Genomic DNA, 19,985 nt, shown 5'->3' with positions numbered 1-19,985 from the left:
CGCTTGCCGACCATGACTCCGCAACTCAACAAAATGAAGGTACTGGCGGTCGACGACAACCGTACCAACCTGCACATCCTGCAGGTTTTTCTGAAGAAGCTCGGCCACGAGGTCATCCTCGCCGAGAACGGCGAAGAGGCGGTACGGCGCTTCGAGGCGGAGGCGCCCGACCTGATCCTGCTCGACATCATGATGCCGGTGATGGACGGCTTCGAGGCGGCACGCCGGATCAAGAGCCTGACGAACGAGCGGTGGACCCCGATCATTTTTCTCTCGGCGCTCAATCGCGATGAAAACCTGGTCGAAGGCCTCGATGCCGGGGCCGACGACTACCTGACCAAACCAATCAATTTCGTCGTCCTTGAAGCCAAATTGCGCTCGATGCAGCGTTCGCTCTCATTGCAGCAGGCATCGATCGACTCATTGCGCCGGGTCCAGGCTATTTCCGACAATGTTCTCGATGCCATCGTCACAATCAACGAGCGGGGCTTGATTGCTTCGGTCAACCGCTCGACTGAACGTATTTTCGGCTGGACGAACGCCGAGATGCTCGGGCAGGAGATCAGCCTGCTGATCCCCGAACCGCCGCTCATTGCCGACAAGTTTGGCCAGGAAGCACCAGGCAGCAAGCCGCTCAGGAGATCCGGCAAGGAACGCGAAGTGGAGGCCCGGCGCAAGGATGGCCAATCATTTCCGGCAACGATCGCGCTGAGCGAGATCGAACTCGATAGCAAGCCGATGTCGATCGGCGTCATCCGTGATATTTCCGAGCGCAAGCAGGCCGAGCAAAAGCAGCGCGAAAGTGCCCGCCTGCTTCAGGCCTATTACGACCAGACGCAAAACGAGCAACAGCTCGCCATGCGGCTGATGGAAAAGCAGTTGCACCGGCGCGGCCTGACCGATGAGCGACTGCATTACAAGGTGATTCCGGCCGAGAATTTCAGCGGCGACATTGTTGCTGCCGCACGCTCGCCCGAGGGCCGCTTCTACGCCCTGCTCGCCGATGCGACCGGGCATGGGCTGACCGCCGCGATCAGCGTGCTGCCGGTGCTCGCCCTGTTCTACCGGATGACAAAGCTGAATCGCTCGGTCAAGGAAATCATCCAGGAATTGAATCAACAGTTGAAGGAATCGATGCCGGTCGGTCGTTTTGTCGCAGCCACGCTGCTTTGCCTTGACGAAGTCGCCCAAAATGGCGAAATATGGGTGGGCGGCACGCCCGAAGCCTTTCTGTTCGACCGCTGGGGTCGGGTCAGCCGTGTTTTTGCTTCGGAACACCTGGCCCTGGGCATCGTCGACAACAGCCAGATGGAATGTGAGCCGACCATTTTCAACTGGGAAAAGGAAAGTCAGCTGGTGCTGTGCTCCGATGGACTACTGGAAGCCACGGACAAGGAAGGTGCGCAATTCGGTGCCGAAGGTCTGGCCGCCGCCGCAGCGAATACCTCGCCGGCCACCCGTTTCGGGCAAATCGAAGCAGCACTCGACCGTCATCTCGACAACGGCGTTGCCGCCGACGATGTCTCGCTGATGATCATTGACTGCCCCTGAATTACAACAAAGGAGAAAGACCATGAACTTCATCAAGATCGCTTCTGCCGTCATCATCGCTTCCGCCTTCAGCACCACCCCTGCCTTCGCGCAAGAGTCGGCGACCCTGAAGAAGATCAAGGAGACCGGGACGATCACCCTCGGCCACCGCGAATCGTCGATTCCGTTCTCCTACTATGACGACAAGCAGCAGGTCATCGGCTATTCGCACGAACTGATGCTGAAAGCCGTCGATGGCATCAAGGACAACCTCAAGCTGGCCAAGATCGACACCAAGCTGATGCCGGTCACCTCGGCCAACCGCATCACGCTGATCCAGAACGGCACGGTCGATATCGAATGCGGCTCGACGACCAACAATCTCGACCGCCAGAAACAGGTCGCTTTCTCGACCACCATCTTCGTCATCGGCACCAAGCTGATGGTCAAGAAAACCGCCGGCATCACCGATTTCGCCGACCTCGCCGGCAAGAACGTCGTAACCACCGCCGGCACCACCTCCGAGCGCCTGCTCCGCAAGATGAACGAAGACAAGAAAATGGGCATGAACGTCATCTCCGCCAAGGACCACGGCGAAGCCTTCCTGACCCTGGAAACCGGCCGCGCCGTCGCCTTCATGATGGACGACGCGCTGCTCTTCGGCGAAATGGCCAAGGCCAAGAAGCCGGGCGACTGGACGGTGGTCGGTACCGCGCAATCGAAGGAAGCCTACGGCTGTATGCTGCGCAAGGACGACCCGGGCTTCAAGAAGGTGGTCGATGCGGCGCTGACCAAGGTGATGACCTCGGGCGAAGCCGACAAGATCTACGCCAAGTGGTTCATGAACCCGATTCCGCCGAAGGGCCTGAATCTGAACATGCCCTTGTCGGATGAAATGAAGGCGCTGTACAAGGCCCCGAACGACAAGGCTTTCGAGTAATACTGCTTAGAGCCTGTGGAGGCAAAAATGCCCCACAGGCCATTGGGGGATGGTTAGGCAATGGCGTACAGCTGGAATTGGCAAGTCTTCCTGCAACCGAGCGCGACCGGGGAAGGAACCTATCTGGCGTGGCTGTTTGAGGGATTCAAATGGACCATCGCCCTCTCCCTCGGCGCCTGGCTCATTGCCTTACTGATCGGCTCCATCGTCGGCGTCCTGCGCACCGTCCCCAACCGCTGGCTAAACAAGCTGGCGACCGGTTATGTCGAAGTCTTTCGCAACATCCCGCTGCTCGTTCAGCTCTTCATCTGGTATTTCGTGCTTCCGGAACTCCTGCCGGTCGACTGGGGAAATGCCTTCAAGCAGACCGATCCCCTGCTCCAGCAATTTCTCTCGGCAATGCTCTGTCTGGGCCTGTTCACCTCGGCCCGGGTGGCCGAACAAGTGCGCGCCGGGATCAACTCGCTGCCGCCGGGGCAAAGAGCGGCCGGCCAGGCGATGGGCTTCACGTTGCCGCAGTTGTACCGCTATGTACTGCTCCCGATGGCCTATCGCATCATCGTGCCGCCACTGACTTCCGAATTTCTCAATATTTTCAAGAACTCCGCCGTCGCCACCACGATCGGCCTGGTCGAACTCTCCCGTCAGGCCCAGCAACTGGTCGATTTCACCGCCCAGCCATATGAAGCGTTCATCGCGGTCACCCTGCTTTACGTCATCATCAATGTGACGGTGATGTCGCTAATGCGCCGCCTTGAACAGCGCGTTCGCATACCCGGGTATATCGGGAGCAAATGAACATGTATGAATTTGACTGGTCGTCGATTCCCGGAGCGATTCCGCTCCTCGCCAAAGGCATGCTGACGACGCTCGAGATCACGGGTACCGCAATCGTCGTCGGTGTTGTCTGGGGCACCGTCCTCGCCATCCTGCGCCTTGGCAACAGCCGGCTGCTCGCCACGCTGGCCGCCGGTTACGTCAATCTGTTCCGCTCGGTACCGCTGGTGATGGTTATCTTGTGGTTCTACCTGATCATCCCGCAGGCGATCAAATCGGTATTTGGCGAAGGTCTCGGCGACATCCGCCTGACTTCGGCACTGACTGCCTTTGCGTTGTTCGAAGCAGCCTATTACTCCGAAATCATTCGCGCCGGTATCCAAAGCGTTCCGAAAGGCCAGGTCGCCGCCGGCCAGGCACTCGGATTCACCAATGCCCAAACGATGCGGCTGATCGTTCTGCCCCAGGCTTTCCGCAACATGATGCCGCTCCTCCTGACCCAGGCGATCATCCTGTTCCAGGACACCTCCCTGGTATACGTCATCGGCCTCTCCGACTTTTTCGGCACCGCCTCCCGGGTCGGCGACCGCGACGGCCGACTGGTCGAACTGCTGCTTTTCGCCGGCGCCGTGTATTTTGTCATTTGCTTCTCCGTCTCCCGGCTAGTGAAGCGCCTCCAAGCGAGATTCTCCCAATGATTGAAATCCGCAATATTTCCAAATGGTATGGCGACTTTCGGGTGCTGACCGATTGCACGACGACGGTCCAGAAAGGCGAAGTTGTCGTCGTTTGTGGGCCATCGGGCTCCGGCAAATCGACGCTGATCAAATGCGTCAACGGACTCGAGCCGTTTCAGTCCGGAGAAGTCATCGTCAAGGGCACCTCGGTCGGCGACCCGAAAACCAATCTGCCCAAGCTGCGATCCCGCGTTGGCATGGTCTTCCAGCATTTCGAGCTATTCCCGCATATGAACATTACCGAAAACATGACCATTGCCCAGATCAAAGTCCTCGGCCGCAGCAAGGACGAAGCACTCGAGCGCGGAATGAAAATGCTCAATCGCGTCGGATTGAACGCCCAAGCCAAAAAATATCCCGGCCAACTCTCCGGCGGCCAACAGCAACGTGTCGCCATTGCCCGGGCACTGGCCATGGACCCGATTTGCATGCTGCTCGATGAACCGACCTCGGCCCTCGACCCGGAAATGATCAACGAGGTACTCGATGTCATGGTCGAACTCGCCCAGGAGGGCATGACCATGATGTGCGTCACCCATGAAATGGAATTTGCCCGCAAGGTGGCTGACCGGGTCATTTTCATGGACGAGGGCAAGATCATCGAGGACGCGACGAAGGACGATTTCTTCGGTACGCAGCGTTCGGAGCGAGCGACCCAGTTTCTCTCGAAAATTTTGCAGCACTAAAAAAAAGGCCGGGAAACCCCGGCCTTTTAACTTTTGATGCAGACGCTGCTTAGGCAGCAGCGCTTTCGTCGATTTCCACAGCCTCGGTAGGCTCCGGACGATCAAGCAACTCGACGAAGGCCATCGGTGCATTGTCACCAACGCGGAAGCCACACTTCAGGATGCGAAGGTAGCCACCCGGACGCTTGGCGTAACGCGGGCCGATTTCGGCGAAGAGCTTGACGACGATGTCGCGATCGCGCAAACGGTCGAAGGCCAGACGCTTGTTAGCGAGCGTCGGGTTCTTGCCGAGCGTGATCATCGGTTCAACAACACGGCGCAGTTCCTTAGCTTTCGGCAGGGTGGTCTTGATGGCCTCGTGCTTGAGCAGGGAAACGGTCATGTTGCGCAGCATCGCCAGGCGATGGCTGCTAGTACGGTTGAGTTTGCGAAGTCCCAAACGGTGACGCATGGTTAATCCTTTCTATGTTCTACAGGCGTCCCTTGACTGCCCGGGTCGAAAAAAGTCCTTAGACTTTTTCCAGACCGGCCGGCGGCCAATTTTCCAATTTCATGCCCAGAGTCAAGCCGCGCGCGGCCAACACTTCCTTGATCTCATTCAACGACTTGCGACCCAGATTCGGGGTCTTGAGAAGTTCATTCTCGGTGCGCTGAATCAGATCGCCGATGTAGTAAATGTTCTCAGCCTTGAGACAGTTCGCAGAACGAACGGTCAATTCGAGATCATCAACCGGGCGGAGCAGAACCGGATCAACCTGGGCCGGCTTGGAGGCCTCGGTAACCGGTGCAGTACCTTCCAGGTCGGCAAAGACGGAGAGTTGTTCCATCAGCACGCGTGCCGCGTAGCGAATGGCCTCTTCCGGCTCGACGACGCCGTTGGTTTCAATATCGACGATCAGCTTGTCGAGGTCGGTCCGCTGCTCGACGCGAGCGCTTTCCACAGCGTAGGCGACGCGGCGAATCGGGCTGAACGAAGCATCCAGAACCAATTTACCGATCGTCTTGGCATCGCCCAGATTACGGACGTTGCCCGGCACATAGCCGCGACCTTTTTCGACCTTGATCTCCATGGACAGCTTGCCGCCGGGAGACAGGTGAGCGATCACATGTTCGGGGTTGATGATTTCCGCATCGTGCGGCAATTCGATATCACCAGCACGAACCGGACCTTCACCTTCCTTGACCAGATTGAGATTCACGACATCGCGGCCGTGCAGCTTGAATACGACACCCTTCAGGTTGAGAAGGATATCGACGACATCCTCCTGAACACCATCAACGGTGGAGTACTCATGGAGCACGCCTTCGATTCCGACTTCGGTCGGCGCATAACCCGGCATCGAAGACAGCAGAATGCGTCGCAGGGCGTTTCCCAAGGTGTGACCGTAACCGCGTTCAAACGGCTCCATCACAACCTTGGCTTGCACGGGCGAAACGCTCTGCACATCAATGATGCGGGGTTTCAGAAGTCCACTGCTTTGCATGGGCTAAATTCCTCTGCTCAGTGCTTACTTCGAATAAAGTTCGATGACGAGACCTTCGTTCAGGGTCGACGGCAGCTCTGAGCGCTGCGGCATGGCCTTGAACGTTCCCTTGCCTTCTTTGACGTCAACTGCAATCCATTCCGGGAAACCACGGGATTCCGCAGCTTCGAGGGCGGCCTTGCAACGCAGGGAGGCACGGGACCGATCGGTCAACTGCACCACGTCGCCCGGCTTGACCAGATACGACGGGATGTTGACGCGCTTACCATTGACCAGCACGCCGTTGTGACGGACGACCTGGCGGGATTCGCTGCGCGAAGCGGCAAAACCCATACGGTAGGCAACGGAGTCGAGACGGGCTTCCAGCAGTTGCAGCAGATTCTCACCGGTCTGGCCCTTGCGGCGCTCAGCTTCGGCGAAAGTCTTGCGGAACTGGCCTTCGAGCACGCCGTAGACGCGACGAATCTTCTGCTTGGCGCGCAGGTGCACGCCGTAGTCGGACAGACGGGCGCCGGATTTTTGACCGTGTTGGCCAGGAGCGTACGAACGACGCTCGATGGCACACTTGTCGGTAAAACACTTTTCGCCCTTCAGGAACAGCTTTTCGCCTTCGCGGCGGCACTGACGGCATTTCGGATCGAGATTACGAGCCACTTGTCTTTCTCCTTAGATGCGGCGCTTTTTAGGCGGACGGCAGCCGTTATGCGGCACCGGCGTCACGTCGGAAATTGAAGTGATCTTCATGCCCAGTGCGTTGAGCGCACGGACGGAAGATTCACGACCAGGACCGGGGCCCTTGATACGGACTTCAATATTCTTGACGCCACATTCCTGAGCAGCCTTACCGGCAGCTTCGGCAGCGACCTGAGCGGCAAACGGGGTGGACTTACGCGAACCGCGGAAGCCGGCACCACCGGAAGTTGCCCAGGACAGCGCGTTGCCCTGACGGTCGGTAATGGTGATGATGGTGTTATTGAACGAGGCGTGAATGTGGGCGATGCCCTCAGCGACGTTCTTTTTAACCTTTTTGCGAACTTTGGTAGCAGTCTTTGCCATGTTCTGTCCCTATTACTTCTTGCCAGCGATGGCCTTGCGCGGACCTTTGCGGGTACGTGCATTGGTACGGGTGCGCTGACCACGGCAAGGCAAACCCTTGCGATGGCGCAGTCCACGGTAGCAACCTAGGTCCATCAGACGCTTGATGTTCATCGTAACTTCGCGGCGCAAGTCACCTTCAACGGTGAATTTCCCCACTTCGTCACGCAGACGATCCATGTCCGTGTCGGACAAGTCTTTCATTTTGATGGTACGACCAACGCCGGCCGCATCACAGATCTTCTGTGCGCGGGTACGACCGATGCCGTAAATCGCCGTCAAGGCAATTTCAGCATGCTGATGGTTCGGAATGTTTACCCCTGCAATACGGGCCATCGAATCACTCCAATATTTCGAAAATTAACAAATGCCGGACACGACAGAGCATTAGCCCTGGCGCTGCTTATGACGCGGGTCCTTGCAAATGACGCGCACCACACCCTTGCGACGGATGACTTTGCAATTGCGGCAAACGCGCTTCACTGAAGGTTGAACTTTCATGTTTTACTCCTCGTCTGCGAGAGCTTGGAAGCAGCCGTGATTCCTTGCCCTGCGGTTTATTGCGTAGAGAACTTTTTACTTAACGCGGAAAACGATCCGCGCCTTGGTTAAATCGTAGGGCGTCAACTGCACGGTCACCTTATCGCCCGGAAGGATGCGTATATAGTGCATACGCATTTTTCCAGAGATGAATCCATGCACTATGTGCCCATTTTCCAGCTTGACCTTGAAGGTCGCATTCGGGAGGTTCTCAACCACCTCCCCTTGCATTTCAATGTAATCTTCCCTGGCCATAACTGATTACTTGTTCATAGGTGCTCCCTTGAAGTTTGCTTTCTTCAAGAGACTTTCGTATTGATGCGACATGACATAAGCCTGAACCTGAGACATGAAGTCCATGGTCACGACTACGATAATCAACAACGAGGTGCCACCGAAATAGAACGGAACGTTCCATTTCAAAATCAGGAATTCGGGGAGCAAACAGACGATAGTGATGTAACCGGCGCCAATCAGCGTCAAGCGCATCAGGATTTTGTCGATGTAGCGCGCCGTTTGCTCGCCAGGACGAATACCGGGAACGAACGCACCGCTCTTCTTCAGGTTATCGGCGGTCTCTTTTGAATTGAAGACCAGCGCGGTGTAGAAGAAACAAAAGAAGATGATCGCGGCAGCATAAAGCATCACGTAAATCGGCTGACCCGGAGAAAGCGTACCCGCCACGTCTTTCAGCCAGCTCATCGACTCTCCGGAGCCGAACCAACCTGCGATGGTCGCCGGGAACAGGATGATGGACGACGCGAAGATCGGCGGGATGACGCCCGACATATTCAGTTTGAGCGGCAGATGCGAACTCTGCCCGCCGTAAATTTTGTTACCAACCTGGCGTTTGGCGTAATTGACGAGAATTTTTCGCTGACCACGCTCGACAAAAACCACAAATCCGGTAACGGCCACTACAAGAATACAAATGATCAGGGCGGTCAGCGGATGCATTGCTCCGGTGCGCACCAACTCGAGCAAGCCGCCAATGGCAGTCGGCAATCCGGCGGCAATACCCGCGAAAATAATAATCGAGATACCGTTACCAAGCCCACGCTCGGTGATCTGCTCACCCAGCCACATAAGGAACATCGTGCCGGTCAGCAGGGTCGACACAGTCGTCAAACGGAACATGAACCCTGGATCGTTGACCAATCCGGCCTGCGACTCGAGAGCAACGGCAATACCGATGCCTTGAAACAGCGCAAGCAACACGGTGCCGTAACGGGTGTATTGGGTAATCTTGCGACGCCCCGCCTCGCCTTCCTTCTTGAGGGCCTCAAGTTGGGGACTGGCTACACTCATCAATTGCATGATGATCGACGCCGAAATATACGGCATGATCCCCAATGCAAAAATCGTAAACCGCGACAAGGCGCCCCCGGAGAACATGTTGAACATGCCCAGGATGCCACCTTGCTGCGAATTGAACAGATCGGAAAGAACGTTGGGATCAATCCCGGGCACCGGGATATGGGCGCCCAAGCGGTAAACCACGAGCGCACCGAGCAGGAACCAAAGACGGCGTTTCAGATCGCCAAATTTGCCACCTTTACCAACGGTATTGGGATTTGCAGCCAACGTTCTAACCTTTCCCTAACTTACTCGGCGACCGAACCACCGACTGCTTCGATAGCAGCCTTGGCACCTTTGGTCGCACCGACGCCCTTGAGCGTAACTTTGCGGGTAATTGCACCTGCGAGGATGACCTTGGCGGCCAGCGCATCACCAGGAACGATACCTGCGGCTTGCAACGCCAACAGATCGATCTCATCGATCGGCAGGCGATCGAGATCGGTCAGGCGGACTTCGTAGTTGCGAGCGCGCGTCAGCGAGTTGAAACCACGCTTGGGCAAGCGACGTTGCAACGGCATTTGACCGCCCTCGAAGCCGACCTTGTGGAAACCGCCGGAACGGGACTTTTGACCCTTGTGACCGCGACCACAGGTCTTGCCGAGGCCAGAACCGATGCCACGGCCAACACGCTTGGCGGCCTTCTTGGCACCTTCGGCCGGTTTGATGGTATTCAGACGCATGGCTTAACCCTCAACCTTAACGAGATACTGAACCTTCTGGATCATGCCGCGAACAGCCGGCGTATCTTCCAGTTCGGCCGAACTGTTCAGCTTGCGCAGCCCCAGGCCGCGCACGGTGGCGCGATGGTCCTGCTTGGTACCGATGATGCTTTTGACGAGCGTCACTTTGATTTTTTTGTCAGCCATGACTTACCCCAGAATCTGATCAACCGACAAGCCACGCTTGGCGGCAATCTCGGCCGGCGTATTCACTTTCGACAAACCGTCGATAGTGGCACGCACGATGTTGTAGGGATTGGTCGAGCCATGAGCCTTGGCCACCACATTGGTGACACCGACAACCTCGAAGACAGCGCGCATGGCGCCACCGGCGATGATGCCCGTACCTTCCGGAGCAGGCTGGATCATCACGGTAGTAGCGCCGTGGCGACCAAAAACGGTGTGATGAACGGTACCGTTCTTCAGGCTGACCTTGGCCATCTTGCGACGGGCCTCTTCCATAGCCTTCTGAGCGGCAACCGGCACTTCGCGGGACTTGCCCTTACCCATGCCGATGCTGCCATCACCGTCGCCAACCACGGTCAGTGCTGCGAAACCGAGAATACGGCCGCCCTTCACTACCTTGGTGACGCGGTTGACCGCAACCATCTTCTCGCGCATACCGTCATCACGCTCTTCAGCGTGTTGCGGCTTTTTGTTTCTTTCAGGTTTAGCCATTTTCTAACCTTATCCTTATGCGGCGATCAGAACTTCAGACCGGCTTCACGCGCGGCTTCAGCCAGCGCCTGAATACGACCATGGTACTGAAGACCGGAACGATCGAAAGCAACCTGCTCGATGCCGGCAGCTTTGGCGCGCTCGGCGATCAGCTTGCCAACCGTAGTTGCCGCAGCCTTGTTGCCGCCATTCGGCAGGTCCGTACGGACCACCGTTTCGAGCGTGGAAGCCGAAGCCAAGACCTTGCCGCCGCAGGGTGAAATGATCTGGGCGTAAATGTGGCAGTTCGTGCGATTAACGCACAAGCGCACAGCCTTAAGCTCGGCGATTTTGGCCCGGGTTTGGCGGGAACGGCGCAGACGCGCTTGTTTCTTGTTAAACATATGCCACCCTTACTTCTTCTTGGTTTCCTTGATAACCACCACTTCATCCGAGTAACGAACACCCTTGCCCTTGTAGGGCTCGGGTTTGCGATACGCACGGACTTCGGCAGCAACCTGGCCGACCTGTTGCTTGTCAGACCCCTTGATCAGGATTTCGGTCTGGGTCGGACATTCGACTTTCACACCAGCAGGCATCTTGTGCGCCACCGGGTGAGAAAACCCCAGCGACAGATTCAGAATATCGCCTTGAGCCTGAGCGCGGTAACCCACGCCAACCAGCTGCAGCTTCTTCTCAAACCCCTTGGAGACACCGATCACCATGTTGTTGAGGTTGGCACGCATGGTGCCCCACATGGCGCTGGAGTTAACCGCACCTTCAACTTTGGAGACCTGGACGTTCTGACCTTCAACAGACACCTGTACGGACGGGTGAGCAGCAGCCAACAAGGTACCCAGCGGCCCCTTGACGGAAATGCGCTCACCAACCGTGACTTCGACGCCGGCGGGCAGAACAATAGGATTCTTACCAATACGAGACATGAATTCCCTCCTTACGCCACGATGCAAAGGACTTCGCCGCCAACCTTGCTGGCACGAGCCTTGCGGTCAGTCATGACGCCCTTGGGGGTCGACACAATGGCGACGCCCAGACCGTTCATGACGCGGGGGATATCTTCACAGCCCTTGTAAATCCGCAGACCAGGCTTGGAGACACGCTCGATGCGCTCAATGACCGGACGACCGGCATAGTACTTGAGTGCGATATCGAGTGTCGGCTTGCCATCAGCCTGACGAACTGCGAAATCATCAACGTAACCTTCATCTTTCAGCACAGCGGCGATAGCCACTTTCACCTTGGACGACGGCATGGAGACAGACGCCTTTTCGGCGAGCTGGGCGTTGCGGATGCGTGTCAGCATGTCCGCGATCGGATCGCTCATAGCCATTTCTGAATCTCCTTTTACCAGCTGGCCTTAACAACACCCGGGATCTCGCCATTGAAGGCCAGCTCACGGATCTTGTTACGGCACAGACCGAATTTACGGAAAACACCACGCGGACGACCGGTCAGAGCGCAACGATTGCGCAGACGGGACGGGCTGGAGTTACGCGGAAGTGCCTGCATCTTCAGACGAGCGTCGTAGCGCTCCTGGTCAGAGAGGCTTACGTCATTGAAGATCGCCTCCAGGGCCGCACGCTTTTTGGCGTATTGCGCGACCATTTTGCGGCGCTTTTCATCACGGTTGATCAGAGCAAGTTTTGCCATGATTGCCTCAATTCTTGAACGGGAACTTGAACGCTACGAGCAGGGCTTTCGCTTCTGCATCGGTCTTCGCGGTCGTGGTGATGCTGATATTCATACCCCGGAGAGCATCGATCTTGTCGTACTCGATTTCCGGGAAAATGATCTGCTCTTTGACGCCCATGTTGTAGTTGCCCTGGCCATCGAAACCCTTGCCGGAGATACCACGGAAGTCACGAACACGCGGCAGAGCCACGGTTACCAGACGATCGAGGAACTCGAACATACGGGGACCACGCAGGGTGACCATACAACCAATCGGGTAACCGTCACGAATCTTGAAACCAGCAATGGACTTGCGAGCCTTGGTCGTCACCGGCTTTTGACCCGCAATCTTCTGCATGTCGCCAACGGCATTCTCAAGAACCTTCTTGTCAGCCACAGCCTCACCAACACCCATATTCAAGGTGATCTTGGTGATCCGCGGCACTTCCATCACCGATTTGTAGCCAAATTGCTTGGCCAAATCACCGACGACGGTTTCTTTATAAAACTGCTGCAAACGCGCCATGACTGTCCCTTATGCGTTCACCAGTTCGCCGTTCGACTTGAACACGCGAACCTTGCGGCCATCATCCAACTGCTTGAAGCCAACACGATCGGCTTTCTTGGTAGCAGGATTGAACAGCGCAACATTGGAGAGATGAATCGGCATGTCTTTATCAACAATGCCGCCAGCTACGCCCTTGATCGGGTTCGGCTTCACGTGCTTTTTGGCACGATTGACACCCTCAACAAGCACATGCTCTTCACCGACGCGAGACAGCACGGAACCGCGCTTACCCTTGTCTTTACCGGTAATAACTACGACTTCGTCGCCTTTACGAATCTTTTCCATCTCGCGTTCCTTACAGCACTTCAGGAGCAAGGGACACGATCTTCATAAAGCGCTCGGTACGCAGTTCGCGTGTCACCGGGCCAAAGATGCGCGTGCCAAGAGGCTCGAGCTTGTTGTTGAGAAGAACTGCGGCATTGCCATCAAAGCGAACCAGCGAACCATCCGGACGACGAACACCCTTGGCGGTACGAACCACCACGGCATTGTAAACATCGCCTTTTTTAACGCGGCCACGCGGCGCAGCATCCTTGATGCTGACCTTGATGATGTCACCAATACCCGCATAGCGGCGCTTGGATCCACCCAGCACTTTGATACACATTACTGAACGGGCGCCGGTGTTATCGGCGACGTCCAGAGTCGTCTGCATCTGAATCATTAATTTATACTCCAACTTAATCCGCTTGCGCGGTCAGTCTTGGAACCCGTACGGGTCGAACAACTTTGCAAGCCAGCGAATGTGGCGGCTCGCAAAAAAGAAGCCGGATTATACCGGCTTCTTAGTTGACTAGGCAAGCGCTTTCAAAATAAATCGTTATACAACGATCGCTTTTTGCAGAACGCTAGTTACTGCCCAAGACTTGGTACGGGAAACCGGACGCGTTTCGACAATCTCTACCAGATCACCGGCTTTGGCCGTATTGCCGTCATTGTGAGCGTGATATTTCTTGGAACGAACCATCACCTTGCCATACATCGGGTGCTTGACCTTACGTTCGACAAGGACGGTGACCGTTTTTTCCATCTTGTCGCTGACAACGCGACCGATCAGAGTACGTTTGTTACTGGTGGTTTCGCTCATTGCTGCACCGCCTTTTCACGGATAAGCGTGCGGACGCGAGCGATGTCGCGGCGCACCTTGGACATTTGGCTGGTATTGGACAGCTGCTGGGTAGCAAGCTGCATACGCAGACCGAACCGGGCCTTCAGGAGGTCCAGCAATTCCTTGTTGAGCTCGTCCACGCTCTTGGTTCTCAATTCACTAGCTTTCATGATTACCCCAGATGACGAGTCACGAAGGTGGTGGCAATTGGCAGCTTAGCGGCCGCAAGCGCAAAGGCCTCGCGCGCCAGAGCTTCATTGACACCATCCATCTCATAGAGCACTTTGCCCGGCTGGATTTCGGCAACCCAATACTCCGGATTACCCTTACCGTTACCCATTCGAACTTCGGCAGGTTTCTTGGAAACCGGCTTGTCCGGGAAAATACGGATCCAGATGCGGCCGCCACGCTTGATGTGGCGGGTCATCGCACGGCGAGCTGCTTCAATCTGACGAGCCGTCAGACGGCCGCGACCGGTCGCCTTCAGGCCCCACTCACCAAACGACACCTTGGTGCCGCGGGTGGCCAGACCTTCGTTACGTCCCTTTTGCTCCTTGCGGAACTTGCGACGATTTGGTTGCAACATGTTAAGCACCTGCCTTTCTTACGCGCTTGGCCGGATCACCTGCGCCGTCGGCCTTCTTGACGGTGCGGGTGCGCGGCTTGTCACCTTCCGGCTTGCCGGGGGCACGACGCGGGCGGCGATCATCAGCAGCTGGCTCAACAACTTCCGGCTGCTCGTTGCGATCAAGCATGTCGCCCTTGTAAACCCAGACCTTGATCCCGATGATGCCGTAGGTGGTCAGCGCTTCAGAAGTTGCGTAATCGATATCGGCACGCAATGTATGAAGCGGCACGCGACCTTCGCGGTACCACTCGCTACGGGCGATTTCGGCACCGTTCAGACGACCGGCACTCATCACCTTGATCCCTTGGGCACCAAGACGCATCGCGTTCTGCATCGCACGTTTCATGGCGCGGCGGAACATGATGCGCTTTTCAAGTTGCTGGGCAATCGAGTCGGCGATCAGTTGCGCATCGATTTCCGGCTTGCGGATTTCTTCGATCGAAACATGGACGGGAACGCCCATGATGCGCTGAAGATCCGAACGGAGTTGTTCGATGTCTTCGCCCTTTTTGCCGATGACGACGCCAGGACGAGCAGAGAAAACGGTTACGCGGGCATTCTTCGCCGGGCGCTCGATAAGAACGCGACCAACCGAAGCATGTGCCAGCTTGCGCTTGAGATACTCACGAACCTTGATATCTTCGTTGAGCATCCCGGGAAAGTCCTTGCTGTTAGCGTACCAGCGTGAACTCCAGTTCTTGGTGACGGCCAGACGGAAGCCAGTCGGATGAATTTTCTGTCCCATGGCTTTTCCTTAGTTACCAACGGTCAGATAGATGTGGCAGGTCGGCTTGATGATCCGATTGCCACGACCTTTGGCGCGCGCCGTAAAGCGCTTGAGCACCATGCCTTTTTCGACGTAGATGATTTTCACCTTCAATTCGTCGATATCAGCACCGTCGTTATGCTCGGCGTTGGCGATAGCCGACTCCAGCACTTTTTTAACGATACCAGCTCCCTTTTTCGGGGAAAAGGCCAGGATGTTGAGAGCCTGACCAACCGGCTTGCCACGCACCAGATCAGCCACGAGGCGACCTTTTTGCGCAGAGAGGCGTACGCCTCGCAGACTTGCACGAGTTTCCATGTCAGCTCCTTACTTCTTGGCCTTCTTGCCGGCGGTGTGACCCTTGAACGTCCGGGTCAGCGAAAATTCGCCGAGCTTGTGACCGACCATATTTTCGGTGACGAACACCGGAATATGCTGCTTGCCATTGTGAACAGCGATCGTCAGACCGATAAACTCGGGGAGGATCGTCGAACGACGCGACCAAGTCTTGATCGGGCGCTTATCGCCTGTGGCGCGAACCGCTTCGACCTTGTCGATCAGGTACGCATCAACAAACGGGCCTTTTTTGAGAGAACGTCCCATTTCCTACCCCTTAACGCTTATGACGGCGCTGAACGATCATGCTGTTCGTGCGCTTGTTGCTGCGAGTGCGGTAGCCCTTGGTGGGCTGACCCCACGGGTTAACCGGCACACGACCTTCGCCAGTACGACCTTCACCACCACCGTGCGGGTGATCAACCGGGTTCATGGCAGTACCACGAACGGTCGGACGAACACCGCGCCAACGCATGGCACCGGCTTTACCGTATTTGCGCAGGTTGTGCTCTTCGTTACCGACTTCACCGATGGTGGCGCGGCACTCGACGTGAACCCGACGAACCTCACCGGAGCGTAGACGGATCTGCGCATAGGTACCTTCGCGAGCCAGCAATTGAGCCGATGCGCCAGCAGAGCGAGCCAACTGAGCTCCCTTGCCAGGCAACATTTCAATGCAGCAAATCGTCGTACCAACCGGAATATTGCGAATCGGCAAAGCATTCCCGGACTTGATCGGCGCTTCGGAACCGCTCATGACCGGCTGACCAACCACCATGCCTTTGTTGGCAATGATGTAACGACGCTCGCCATCGGCATAGCACAACAGTGCGATATTGGCGGTGCGATTCGGATCATATTCGAGACGTTCAACCTTGGCCGGAATACCATCCTTGGCCCGCTTGAAATCGATTACACGATAAGACTGCTTGTGCCCGCCACCTTGGTGACGAACGGTAATGCGGCCATTGTTGTTACGACCGGCATTCCCGGACTTGGCTTCAACCAGACCTGCAAAAGGCTTGCCCTTGTGCAGATTCGGATTGACGACCAAAACGACGGCACGGCGACCCGGGGAAGTCGGCTTGACTTTAACGAGAGCCATTAGGCATTCCCCCCTTCAACAAAATTGATTTCCTGGCCCGGCTTCAGGCTCACATAGGCTTTCTTCCAGCCTTTGCGCCGACCGGTTGCGCCCTTGAAGCGCTTGACCTTACCCTTGACGTTGGCGACCTGAACGGACTCAACTTCAACCTTGAACAACAGTTCGACGGCAGCTTTGATTTCCGGCTTGGTTGCATCGGTGGCAACGCGGAAGATCACTTGCTCGAACTTGTCGGCCAGGTAAGTGGCCTTCTCGGAGATTTGCGGTGCCAGCAGCACCTGCAGCAGACGTTCTTGGTTCATCCCCACATCTCCTCGAACTTGGCCACGGCATCCTTGGTAACGAGAACCTTGGCAAAGCGAACCAGGGATACCGGATCAGCTTCCTGGGCCTCGAGAACCAGAACGTTGGGCAGATTGCGTGACGAGAGATACAAATTCTCACTCAGCTTGTCGGTGATGATCAGAAGATTGCCTTCCAGACCCAAGCCTTTCAACTTCTCGGTGAAGAGCTTGGTCTTCGGCGCGTCGATGGAAAGGCTATCGATCACAACCAGGCGATCCTGACGGGCCAACTCGGAGAGGATCGCGGCCATACCGGCGCGGAACATCTTCTTGTTAACCTTATGGCTAAAATTCTCTTCAGGAGAGCTCGGAAAAATCCGACCGCCCCCACGCCACAGCGGGCTGCCATTACTACCGGCACGGGCACGACCCGTACCCTTCTGGCGCCACGGCTTGGTCGTGGTGTGACGGACTTCGGAGCGATCCTTCTGCTGACGGTCACCGGAGCGCCCATTGGCCTGATAGGCCACGACGATCTGATGCACCAGCGCTTCATTGAAGTCGCGACCGAACAGCACGTCGGAAGCCTGCAACTTGGCCGCTTCCTGTCCTTGTTCGTTAATTACCTTAAGTTCCATGTCGCCCCCTTAAGCCTTGACTGCCGGACGCACAACGACGTCGGAACCCTTGGCACCAGGAACGGCACCTTTGACCAGCAGAAGCTGGCGTTCAACATCGACGCGAACAATCGTCAGTCCTTGCATCGTGGTCTGGACATCACCCATATGACCGGCCATGCGCTTACCCGGAAAAACACGACCCGGATCCTGCGCCATACCGATAGAACCCGGCGCGTTATGCGACAGCGAGTTACCGTGGGTAGCACGATTGGAGCTGAAATTATGGCGCTTGATGCCGCCTTGGAAGCCCTTACCAATGGACTTGCCACTGACATCCACTTTCTGCCCTTCGGCAAAAATGGTGGCAGCAACCTGATCGCCGGCCTTAAAAGTAGCCAGCTGATCAGCATCGATACGGAATTCCTTGAAGACGTGCCCGGATTCCACACCCGCCTTGGCCAAATGGCCAGCAAGGGGCTTGGAAACACGCGAGGCACGGCGCTTGCCGAAAGAGACCTGAATGGCTGCATAGCCATCGGACTCCGGCGTTTTAACTTGGGTCACACGGTTATTCGACACGTCAAGCACAGTTACCGGAATGGACGCGCCATCCTCAGCAAAAATGCGAGTCATGCCGACCTTGCGACCTACAAGGCCTAGACTCATGGTTATTCTCCTCATCGCCGGCTGCGATTGGCCGGTCGATGTAAAACAACAAATGGGCAGCCGTCGCCGGCCACCCCCGAAAGGCGCGGATTATATCCGCAACCCCTAATTACTGCAACTTGATTTCGACGTCGACGCCTGCCGGCAGATCCAGCTTCATCAGGGCATCAACGGTTTTGTCGGTCGGATCAACGATATCCATCAGACGCAGATGGGTGCGAATTTCCAACTGATCACGGGAAGCCTTGTTGACGTGCGGCGAACGCAGGATGTCAAAACGCTGCTTACGCGTCGGCAGCGGCACGGGACCACGAACAACAGCACCGGTACGCTTGGCGGTTTCAACGATTTCCTGAGCAGACTGATCGATCAGGCGATAGTCGAAGGCCTTCAGACGGATACGGATTTTTTGACTTTGCATGTTTGGCTTCCAAAGAACGATGGGGTGAAATCGCTTCCACCCCGGATTTCAAAAAGAACGAATTACTCGATGATCTTGGCAACGACACCGGCGCCGACGGTACGACCGCCTTCACGGATGGCGAAACGCAGACCTTCTTCCATGGCGATCGGAGCGATCAGCTTGACGGTCATCTGGATGTTGTCACCCGGCATGACCATTTCAACGCCTTCCGGCAGCGAGATCGCGCCGGTCACGTCGGTCGTGCGGAAGTAGAACTGCGGACGATAGTTGTTGAAGAACGGGGTGTGACGACCACCTTCGTCTTTCGACAGCACGTACACTTCGCCGGTGAAGTGGGTGTGCGGGGTGATCGAACCCGGCTTGCACAGCACTTGACCACGTTCGACATCTTCCCGCTTGGTGCCGCGCAGCAGCGCGCCGACGTTGTCGCCAGCCTGACCTTGGTCAAGCAGCTTGCGGAACATTTCCACACCGGTACAGGTGGTCTTGACGGTCGGGCGGATACCGACGATTTCGATTTCTTCGCCAACCTTGACGACGCCGCGTTCGATACGACCGGTAACGACAGTGCCGCGACCGGAGATCGAGAAGACGTCTTCCACCGGCATCAGGAACGGCTGATCAACGGCACGTTCCGGGGTCGGGATGTAGGAGTCCAGAGCATCAGCCAGACGGAAGATCGACGGTTCGCCGATTTCGGATTGATCGCCTTCCAGAGCCTTCAGGGCGGAGCCGTGAATGATCGGGGTGTCGTCGCCCGGGAAATCGTACTTGGAGAGCAGCTCGCGCAGTTCCATTTCGACGAGTTCGAGCAGTTCGGCATCGTCAACCATGTCGCACTTGTTCATGTACACCAGCACGTACGGCACGCCGACCTGACGGGCCAGCAGGATGTGCTCGCGGGTCTGGGGCATCGGGCCGTCAGCGGCGGAACAGACGAGAATGGCGCCGTCCATCTGGGCGGCACCGGTAATCATGTTCTTGACGTAGTCAGCGTGGCCCGGGCAATCAACGTGGGCGTAGTGACGGTTGGCGGTTTCGTACTCGACGTGGGCGGTATTGATGGTGATACCGCGAGCCTTTTCTTCCGGCGCCGCATCGATCTGGTCATACGCCTTGGCGGAGCCGCCGAACTTCTTGGCCAGCACCGTGGTGATCGCAGCCGTCAGCGTGGTCTTGCCATGGTCAACGTGACCAATCGTGCCCACGTTTACGTGCGGTTTCGTACGTTCAAATTTCTCTTTTGCCATTATCGGTTCTCCAA

35 protein-coding genes are annotated in these 19,985 nt (G+C 56.6%); 5 read left to right on the top strand and 30 right to left on the bottom strand.

Translation table 11 applies throughout. The features are described 5' to 3' along the window. Positions 1–12: 12 nt before the first annotated feature. The 5 genes from KI611_RS02035 to KI611_RS02015 are packed head-to-tail and all read left to right on the top strand — an operon-like array spanning position 13 to position 4,670. Positions 13–1,551: a SpoIIE family protein phosphatase gene (locus KI611_RS02035; protein WP_226418166.1), complete on the top strand. Its 1,539-nt coding sequence runs from the start codon at positions 13–15 to the stop codon at positions 1,549–1,551. After that, positions 1,538–2,470 (top strand): glutamate/aspartate ABC transporter substrate-binding protein, encoded by a 933-nt coding sequence (locus KI611_RS02030; RefSeq protein WP_264180084.1) that lies wholly within the window; start codon positions 1,538–1,540, stop codon positions 2,468–2,470. The genes KI611_RS02035 and KI611_RS02030 overlap by 14 nt, the downstream gene beginning before the upstream one ends. A 60-nt stretch (positions 2,471–2,530) precedes the next feature. Beyond that, positions 2,531–3,268, top strand: coding sequence for an amino acid ABC transporter permease (locus KI611_RS02025; protein WP_226418164.1), 738 nt, complete (start codon positions 2,531–2,533; stop codon positions 3,266–3,268). Positions 3,269–3,270: 2 nt separating this feature from the next. Beyond that, positions 3,271–3,945 carry an ABC transporter permease subunit gene (locus KI611_RS02020; RefSeq protein WP_226418163.1) on the top strand — a complete coding sequence of 225 codons (675 nt, stop codon included), beginning with the start codon at positions 3,271–3,273 and terminating at the stop codon, positions 3,943–3,945. Continuing rightward, complete coding sequence (locus KI611_RS02015; RefSeq protein ID WP_226418162.1) at positions 3,942–4,670, top strand: amino acid ABC transporter ATP-binding protein; 729 nt, start codon at positions 3,942–3,944, stop codon at positions 4,668–4,670. The genes KI611_RS02020 and KI611_RS02015 overlap by 4 nt, the downstream gene beginning before the upstream one ends. A 49-nt stretch (positions 4,671–4,719) precedes the next feature. On the opposite strand, the gene rplQ is transcribed toward KI611_RS02015, so the two are convergent. From rplQ to tuf, 30 genes are all read right to left on the bottom strand, one after another. After that, the gene (gene rplQ, locus KI611_RS02010; protein ID WP_226418161.1) at positions 4,720–5,121 is read right to left on the bottom strand and encodes a 50S ribosomal protein L17; all 402 of its coding nucleotides are present in this window, start codon (positions 5,119–5,121) and stop codon (positions 4,720–4,722) included. Positions 5,122–5,179: 58 nt separating this feature from the next. Further along, complete coding sequence (locus KI611_RS02005; protein ID WP_226418160.1) at positions 5,180–6,154, bottom strand: DNA-directed RNA polymerase subunit alpha; 975 nt, start codon at positions 6,152–6,154, stop codon at positions 5,180–5,182. Positions 6,155–6,178: 24 nt separating this feature from the next. Continuing rightward, positions 6,179–6,808: a 30S ribosomal protein S4 gene (gene rpsD, locus KI611_RS02000; RefSeq protein WP_226418159.1), complete on the bottom strand. Its 630-nt coding sequence runs from the start codon at positions 6,806–6,808 to the stop codon at positions 6,179–6,181. A gap of 12 nt (positions 6,809–6,820) precedes the next feature. Continuing rightward, positions 6,821–7,210, bottom strand: coding sequence for a 30S ribosomal protein S11 (gene rpsK / locus KI611_RS01995; protein WP_226418158.1), 390 nt, complete (start codon positions 7,208–7,210; stop codon positions 6,821–6,823). A gap of 12 nt (positions 7,211–7,222) precedes the next feature. Continuing rightward, positions 7,223–7,585, bottom strand: coding sequence for a 30S ribosomal protein S13 (gene rpsM / locus KI611_RS01990; protein WP_226418157.1), 363 nt, complete (start codon positions 7,583–7,585; stop codon positions 7,223–7,225). 51 nt (positions 7,586–7,636) lie between these two features. Further along, entirely contained in the window at positions 7,637–7,750 is a 114-nt protein-coding gene (gene rpmJ / locus KI611_RS01985; protein WP_028994206.1) for a 50S ribosomal protein L36, read from the bottom strand. 75 nt (positions 7,751–7,825) lie between these two features. Further along, the gene (gene infA, locus KI611_RS01980; protein WP_226418156.1) at positions 7,826–8,044 is read right to left on the bottom strand and encodes a translation initiation factor IF-1; all 219 of its coding nucleotides are present in this window, start codon (positions 8,042–8,044) and stop codon (positions 7,826–7,828) included. 6 nt (positions 8,045–8,050) lie between these two features. Then, on the bottom strand, positions 8,051–9,373 hold the full coding sequence (secY, locus tag KI611_RS01975) for a preprotein translocase subunit SecY (RefSeq protein ID WP_226418155.1): 1,323 nt from the start codon (positions 9,371–9,373) through the stop codon (positions 8,051–8,053). Between the two features lie 20 nt (positions 9,374–9,393). Next, positions 9,394–9,828, bottom strand: a complete 435-nt coding sequence (gene rplO / locus KI611_RS01970; RefSeq protein ID WP_226418154.1) for a 50S ribosomal protein L15 — start codon at positions 9,826–9,828, stop codon at positions 9,394–9,396. A 3-nt stretch (positions 9,829–9,831) separates the two neighbouring features. Continuing rightward, positions 9,832–10,014, bottom strand: a complete 183-nt coding sequence (rpmD, locus tag KI611_RS01965; protein ID WP_226418153.1) for a 50S ribosomal protein L30 — start codon at positions 10,012–10,014, stop codon at positions 9,832–9,834. A 3-nt stretch (positions 10,015–10,017) separates the two neighbouring features. Then, positions 10,018–10,545 (bottom strand): 30S ribosomal protein S5, encoded by a 528-nt coding sequence (gene rpsE, locus KI611_RS01960; protein WP_226418152.1) that lies wholly within the window; start codon positions 10,543–10,545, stop codon positions 10,018–10,020. 26 nt (positions 10,546–10,571) lie between these two features. Beyond that, complete coding sequence (gene rplR / locus KI611_RS01955) at positions 10,572–10,928, bottom strand: 50S ribosomal protein L18 (RefSeq protein WP_226418151.1); 357 nt, start codon at positions 10,926–10,928, stop codon at positions 10,572–10,574. A gap of 9 nt (positions 10,929–10,937) precedes the next feature. Beyond that, positions 10,938–11,468, bottom strand: a complete 531-nt coding sequence (gene rplF / locus KI611_RS01950) for a 50S ribosomal protein L6 (RefSeq protein ID WP_226418150.1) — start codon at positions 11,466–11,468, stop codon at positions 10,938–10,940. Between the two features lie 11 nt (positions 11,469–11,479). Then, positions 11,480–11,875 carry a 30S ribosomal protein S8 gene (gene rpsH / locus KI611_RS01945; protein ID WP_117607656.1) on the bottom strand — a complete coding sequence of 132 codons (396 nt, stop codon included), beginning with the start codon at positions 11,873–11,875 and terminating at the stop codon, positions 11,480–11,482. Positions 11,876–11,889: 14 nt separating this feature from the next. After that, on the bottom strand, positions 11,890–12,195 hold the full coding sequence (rpsN, locus tag KI611_RS01940; RefSeq protein ID WP_226418149.1) for a 30S ribosomal protein S14: 306 nt from the start codon (positions 12,193–12,195) through the stop codon (positions 11,890–11,892). Positions 12,196–12,202: 7 nt separating this feature from the next. Further along, positions 12,203–12,742: a 50S ribosomal protein L5 gene (rplE, locus tag KI611_RS01935; RefSeq protein WP_226418148.1), complete on the bottom strand. Its 540-nt coding sequence runs from the start codon at positions 12,740–12,742 to the stop codon at positions 12,203–12,205. 9 nt (positions 12,743–12,751) lie between these two features. Further along, the gene (rplX, locus tag KI611_RS01930; protein WP_226418147.1) at positions 12,752–13,069 is read right to left on the bottom strand and encodes a 50S ribosomal protein L24; all 318 of its coding nucleotides are present in this window, start codon (positions 13,067–13,069) and stop codon (positions 12,752–12,754) included. Positions 13,070–13,079: 10 nt separating this feature from the next. Next, positions 13,080–13,448: a 50S ribosomal protein L14 gene (gene rplN, locus KI611_RS01925; RefSeq protein ID WP_066879990.1), complete on the bottom strand. Its 369-nt coding sequence runs from the start codon at positions 13,446–13,448 to the stop codon at positions 13,080–13,082. 156 nt (positions 13,449–13,604) lie between these two features. Next, positions 13,605–13,871 carry a 30S ribosomal protein S17 gene (rpsQ, locus tag KI611_RS01920; protein ID WP_226418146.1) on the bottom strand — a complete coding sequence of 89 codons (267 nt, stop codon included), beginning with the start codon at positions 13,869–13,871 and terminating at the stop codon, positions 13,605–13,607. Further along, positions 13,868–14,062, bottom strand: a complete 195-nt coding sequence (rpmC, locus tag KI611_RS01915) for a 50S ribosomal protein L29 (protein ID WP_226418145.1) — start codon at positions 14,060–14,062, stop codon at positions 13,868–13,870. The genes rpsQ and rpmC overlap by 4 nt, the downstream gene beginning before the upstream one ends. Positions 14,063–14,064: 2 nt before the next feature. Next, positions 14,065–14,478 carry a 50S ribosomal protein L16 gene (rplP, locus tag KI611_RS01910; protein WP_226418144.1) on the bottom strand — a complete coding sequence of 138 codons (414 nt, stop codon included), beginning with the start codon at positions 14,476–14,478 and terminating at the stop codon, positions 14,065–14,067. Between the two features lies 1 nt (position 14,479). Continuing rightward, positions 14,480–15,265 (bottom strand): 30S ribosomal protein S3, encoded by a 786-nt coding sequence (gene rpsC, locus KI611_RS01905; protein WP_226418143.1) that lies wholly within the window; start codon positions 15,263–15,265, stop codon positions 14,480–14,482. Positions 15,266–15,274: 9 nt separating this feature from the next. Then, positions 15,275–15,604 (bottom strand): 50S ribosomal protein L22, encoded by a 330-nt coding sequence (gene rplV, locus KI611_RS01900; RefSeq protein WP_066879987.1) that lies wholly within the window; start codon positions 15,602–15,604, stop codon positions 15,275–15,277. Between the two features lie 9 nt (positions 15,605–15,613). Then, the gene (rpsS, locus tag KI611_RS01895; protein ID WP_226418142.1) at positions 15,614–15,889 is read right to left on the bottom strand and encodes a 30S ribosomal protein S19; all 276 of its coding nucleotides are present in this window, start codon (positions 15,887–15,889) and stop codon (positions 15,614–15,616) included. 10 nt (positions 15,890–15,899) lie between these two features. After that, positions 15,900–16,727, bottom strand: coding sequence for a 50S ribosomal protein L2 (rplB, locus tag KI611_RS01890; RefSeq protein WP_226418141.1), 828 nt, complete (start codon positions 16,725–16,727; stop codon positions 15,900–15,902). Then, positions 16,727–17,029 carry a 50S ribosomal protein L23 gene (gene rplW / locus KI611_RS01885; RefSeq protein ID WP_226418140.1) on the bottom strand — a complete coding sequence of 101 codons (303 nt, stop codon included), beginning with the start codon at positions 17,027–17,029 and terminating at the stop codon, positions 16,727–16,729. Before rplW ends, rplB begins: the two co-directional genes overlap by 1 nt. Then, positions 17,026–17,649 (bottom strand): 50S ribosomal protein L4, encoded by a 624-nt coding sequence (gene rplD, locus KI611_RS01880; RefSeq protein WP_226418139.1) that lies wholly within the window; start codon positions 17,647–17,649, stop codon positions 17,026–17,028. The genes rplW and rplD overlap by 4 nt, the downstream gene beginning before the upstream one ends. Positions 17,650–17,658: 9 nt before the next feature. Next, positions 17,659–18,297, bottom strand: coding sequence for a 50S ribosomal protein L3 (gene rplC / locus KI611_RS01875; protein WP_226418138.1), 639 nt, complete (start codon positions 18,295–18,297; stop codon positions 17,659–17,661). Between the two features lie 109 nt (positions 18,298–18,406). Next, positions 18,407–18,718 carry a 30S ribosomal protein S10 gene (gene rpsJ, locus KI611_RS01870; RefSeq protein ID WP_028994183.1) on the bottom strand — a complete coding sequence of 104 codons (312 nt, stop codon included), beginning with the start codon at positions 18,716–18,718 and terminating at the stop codon, positions 18,407–18,409. Between the two features lie 62 nt (positions 18,719–18,780). Next, entirely contained in the window at positions 18,781–19,971 is a 1,191-nt protein-coding gene (gene tuf, locus KI611_RS01865; RefSeq protein WP_226418128.1) for an elongation factor Tu, read from the bottom strand. Positions 19,972–19,985: the final 14 nt, after the last annotated feature.

This window comes from Dechloromonas denitrificans (genome assembly GCF_020510685.1).
In the GTDB taxonomy this organism is placed as follows: domain Bacteria; phylum Pseudomonadota; class Gammaproteobacteria; order Burkholderiales; family Rhodocyclaceae; genus Azonexus; species Azonexus denitrificans_A.
This window is presented reverse-complemented; position numbering and strand designations above follow the sequence as displayed.

What these genes read in the sequence shown, in the direction of transcription:
- KI611_RS02035 (WP_226418166.1), top strand. Translation starts at nt 13, where the DNA reads ATGACTCCGCAACTCAACAAAATGAAGGTACTGGCGGTCGACGACAAC.
- rpsH (WP_117607656.1), bottom strand. Translation starts at nt 11,875, where the DNA reads ATGGCTATGAGCGATCCGATCGCGGACATGCTGACACGCATCCGCAAC.
- KI611_RS02015 (WP_226418162.1), top strand. Translation starts at nt 3,942, where the DNA reads ATGATTGAAATCCGCAATATTTCCAAATGGTATGGCGACTTTCGGGTG.
- rpmJ (WP_028994206.1), bottom strand. Translation starts at nt 7,750, where the DNA reads ATGAAAGTTCAACCTTCAGTGAAGCGCGTTTGCCGCAATTGCAAAGTC.
- rpsJ (WP_028994183.1), bottom strand. Translation starts at nt 18,718, where the DNA reads ATGCAAAGTCAAAAAATCCGTATCCGTCTGAAGGCCTTCGACTATCGC.
- rpsN (WP_226418149.1), bottom strand. Translation starts at nt 12,195, where the DNA reads ATGGCAAAACTTGCTCTGATCAACCGTGATGAAAAGCGCCGCAAAATG.
- rplD (WP_226418139.1), bottom strand. Translation starts at nt 17,649, where the DNA reads ATGGAACTTAAGGTAATTAACGAACAAGGACAGGAAGCGGCCAAGTTG.
- rplP (WP_226418144.1), bottom strand. Translation starts at nt 14,478, where the DNA reads ATGTTGCAACCAAATCGTCGCAAGTTCCGCAAGGAGCAAAAGGGACGT.
- rplN (WP_066879990.1), bottom strand. Translation starts at nt 13,448, where the DNA reads ATGATTCAGATGCAGACGACTCTGGACGTCGCCGATAACACCGGCGCC.
- rpmD (WP_226418153.1), bottom strand. Translation starts at nt 10,014, where the DNA reads ATGGCTGACAAAAAAATCAAAGTGACGCTCGTCAAAAGCATCATCGGT.
- rpmC (WP_226418145.1), bottom strand. Translation starts at nt 14,062, where the DNA reads ATGAAAGCTAGTGAATTGAGAACCAAGAGCGTGGACGAGCTCAACAAG.
- tuf (WP_226418128.1), bottom strand. Translation starts at nt 19,971, where the DNA reads ATGGCAAAAGAGAAATTTGAACGTACGAAACCGCACGTAAACGTGGGC.
- KI611_RS02020 (WP_226418163.1), top strand. Translation starts at nt 3,271, where the DNA reads ATGTATGAATTTGACTGGTCGTCGATTCCCGGAGCGATTCCGCTCCTC.
- rplX (WP_226418147.1), bottom strand. Translation starts at nt 13,069, where the DNA reads ATGGAAAAGATTCGTAAAGGCGACGAAGTCGTAGTTATTACCGGTAAA.
- infA (WP_226418156.1), bottom strand. Translation starts at nt 8,044, where the DNA reads ATGGCCAGGGAAGATTACATTGAAATGCAAGGGGAGGTGGTTGAGAAC.
- rplO (WP_226418154.1), bottom strand. Translation starts at nt 9,828, where the DNA reads ATGCGTCTGAATACCATCAAACCGGCCGAAGGTGCCAAGAAGGCCGCC.
- rpsQ (WP_226418146.1), bottom strand. Translation starts at nt 13,871, where the DNA reads ATGAGCGAAACCACCAGTAACAAACGTACTCTGATCGGTCGCGTTGTC.
- rpsS (WP_226418142.1), bottom strand. Translation starts at nt 15,889, where the DNA reads ATGGGACGTTCTCTCAAAAAAGGCCCGTTTGTTGATGCGTACCTGATC.
- rplC (WP_226418138.1), bottom strand. Translation starts at nt 18,297, where the DNA reads ATGAGTCTAGGCCTTGTAGGTCGCAAGGTCGGCATGACTCGCATTTTT.
- rplF (WP_226418150.1), bottom strand. Translation starts at nt 11,468, where the DNA reads ATGTCTCGTATTGGTAAGAATCCTATTGTTCTGCCCGCCGGCGTCGAA.
- KI611_RS02025 (WP_226418164.1), top strand. Translation starts at nt 2,531, where the DNA reads ATGGCGTACAGCTGGAATTGGCAAGTCTTCCTGCAACCGAGCGCGACC.
- rplV (WP_066879987.1), bottom strand. Translation starts at nt 15,604, where the DNA reads ATGGAAACTCGTGCAAGTCTGCGAGGCGTACGCCTCTCTGCGCAAAAA.
- rplE (WP_226418148.1), bottom strand. Translation starts at nt 12,742, where the DNA reads ATGGCGCGTTTGCAGCAGTTTTATAAAGAAACCGTCGTCGGTGATTTG.
- rplW (WP_226418140.1), bottom strand. Translation starts at nt 17,029, where the DNA reads ATGAACCAAGAACGTCTGCTGCAGGTGCTGCTGGCACCGCAAATCTCC.
- rpsC (WP_226418143.1), bottom strand. Translation starts at nt 15,265, where the DNA reads ATGGGACAGAAAATTCATCCGACTGGCTTCCGTCTGGCCGTCACCAAG.
- rplR (WP_226418151.1), bottom strand. Translation starts at nt 10,928, where the DNA reads ATGTTTAACAAGAAACAAGCGCGTCTGCGCCGTTCCCGCCAAACCCGG.
- rpsE (WP_226418152.1), bottom strand. Translation starts at nt 10,545, where the DNA reads ATGGCTAAACCTGAAAGAAACAAAAAGCCGCAACACGCTGAAGAGCGT.
- rpsM (WP_226418157.1), bottom strand. Translation starts at nt 7,585, where the DNA reads ATGGCCCGTATTGCAGGGGTAAACATTCCGAACCATCAGCATGCTGAA.
- rplB (WP_226418141.1), bottom strand. Translation starts at nt 16,727, where the DNA reads ATGGCTCTCGTTAAAGTCAAGCCGACTTCCCCGGGTCGCCGTGCCGTC.
- rplQ (WP_226418161.1), bottom strand. Translation starts at nt 5,121, where the DNA reads ATGCGTCACCGTTTGGGACTTCGCAAACTCAACCGTACTAGCAGCCAT.
- rpsK (WP_226418158.1), bottom strand. Translation starts at nt 7,210, where the DNA reads ATGGCAAAGACTGCTACCAAAGTTCGCAAAAAGGTTAAAAAGAACGTC.
- KI611_RS02005 (WP_226418160.1), bottom strand. Translation starts at nt 6,154, where the DNA reads ATGCAAAGCAGTGGACTTCTGAAACCCCGCATCATTGATGTGCAGAGC.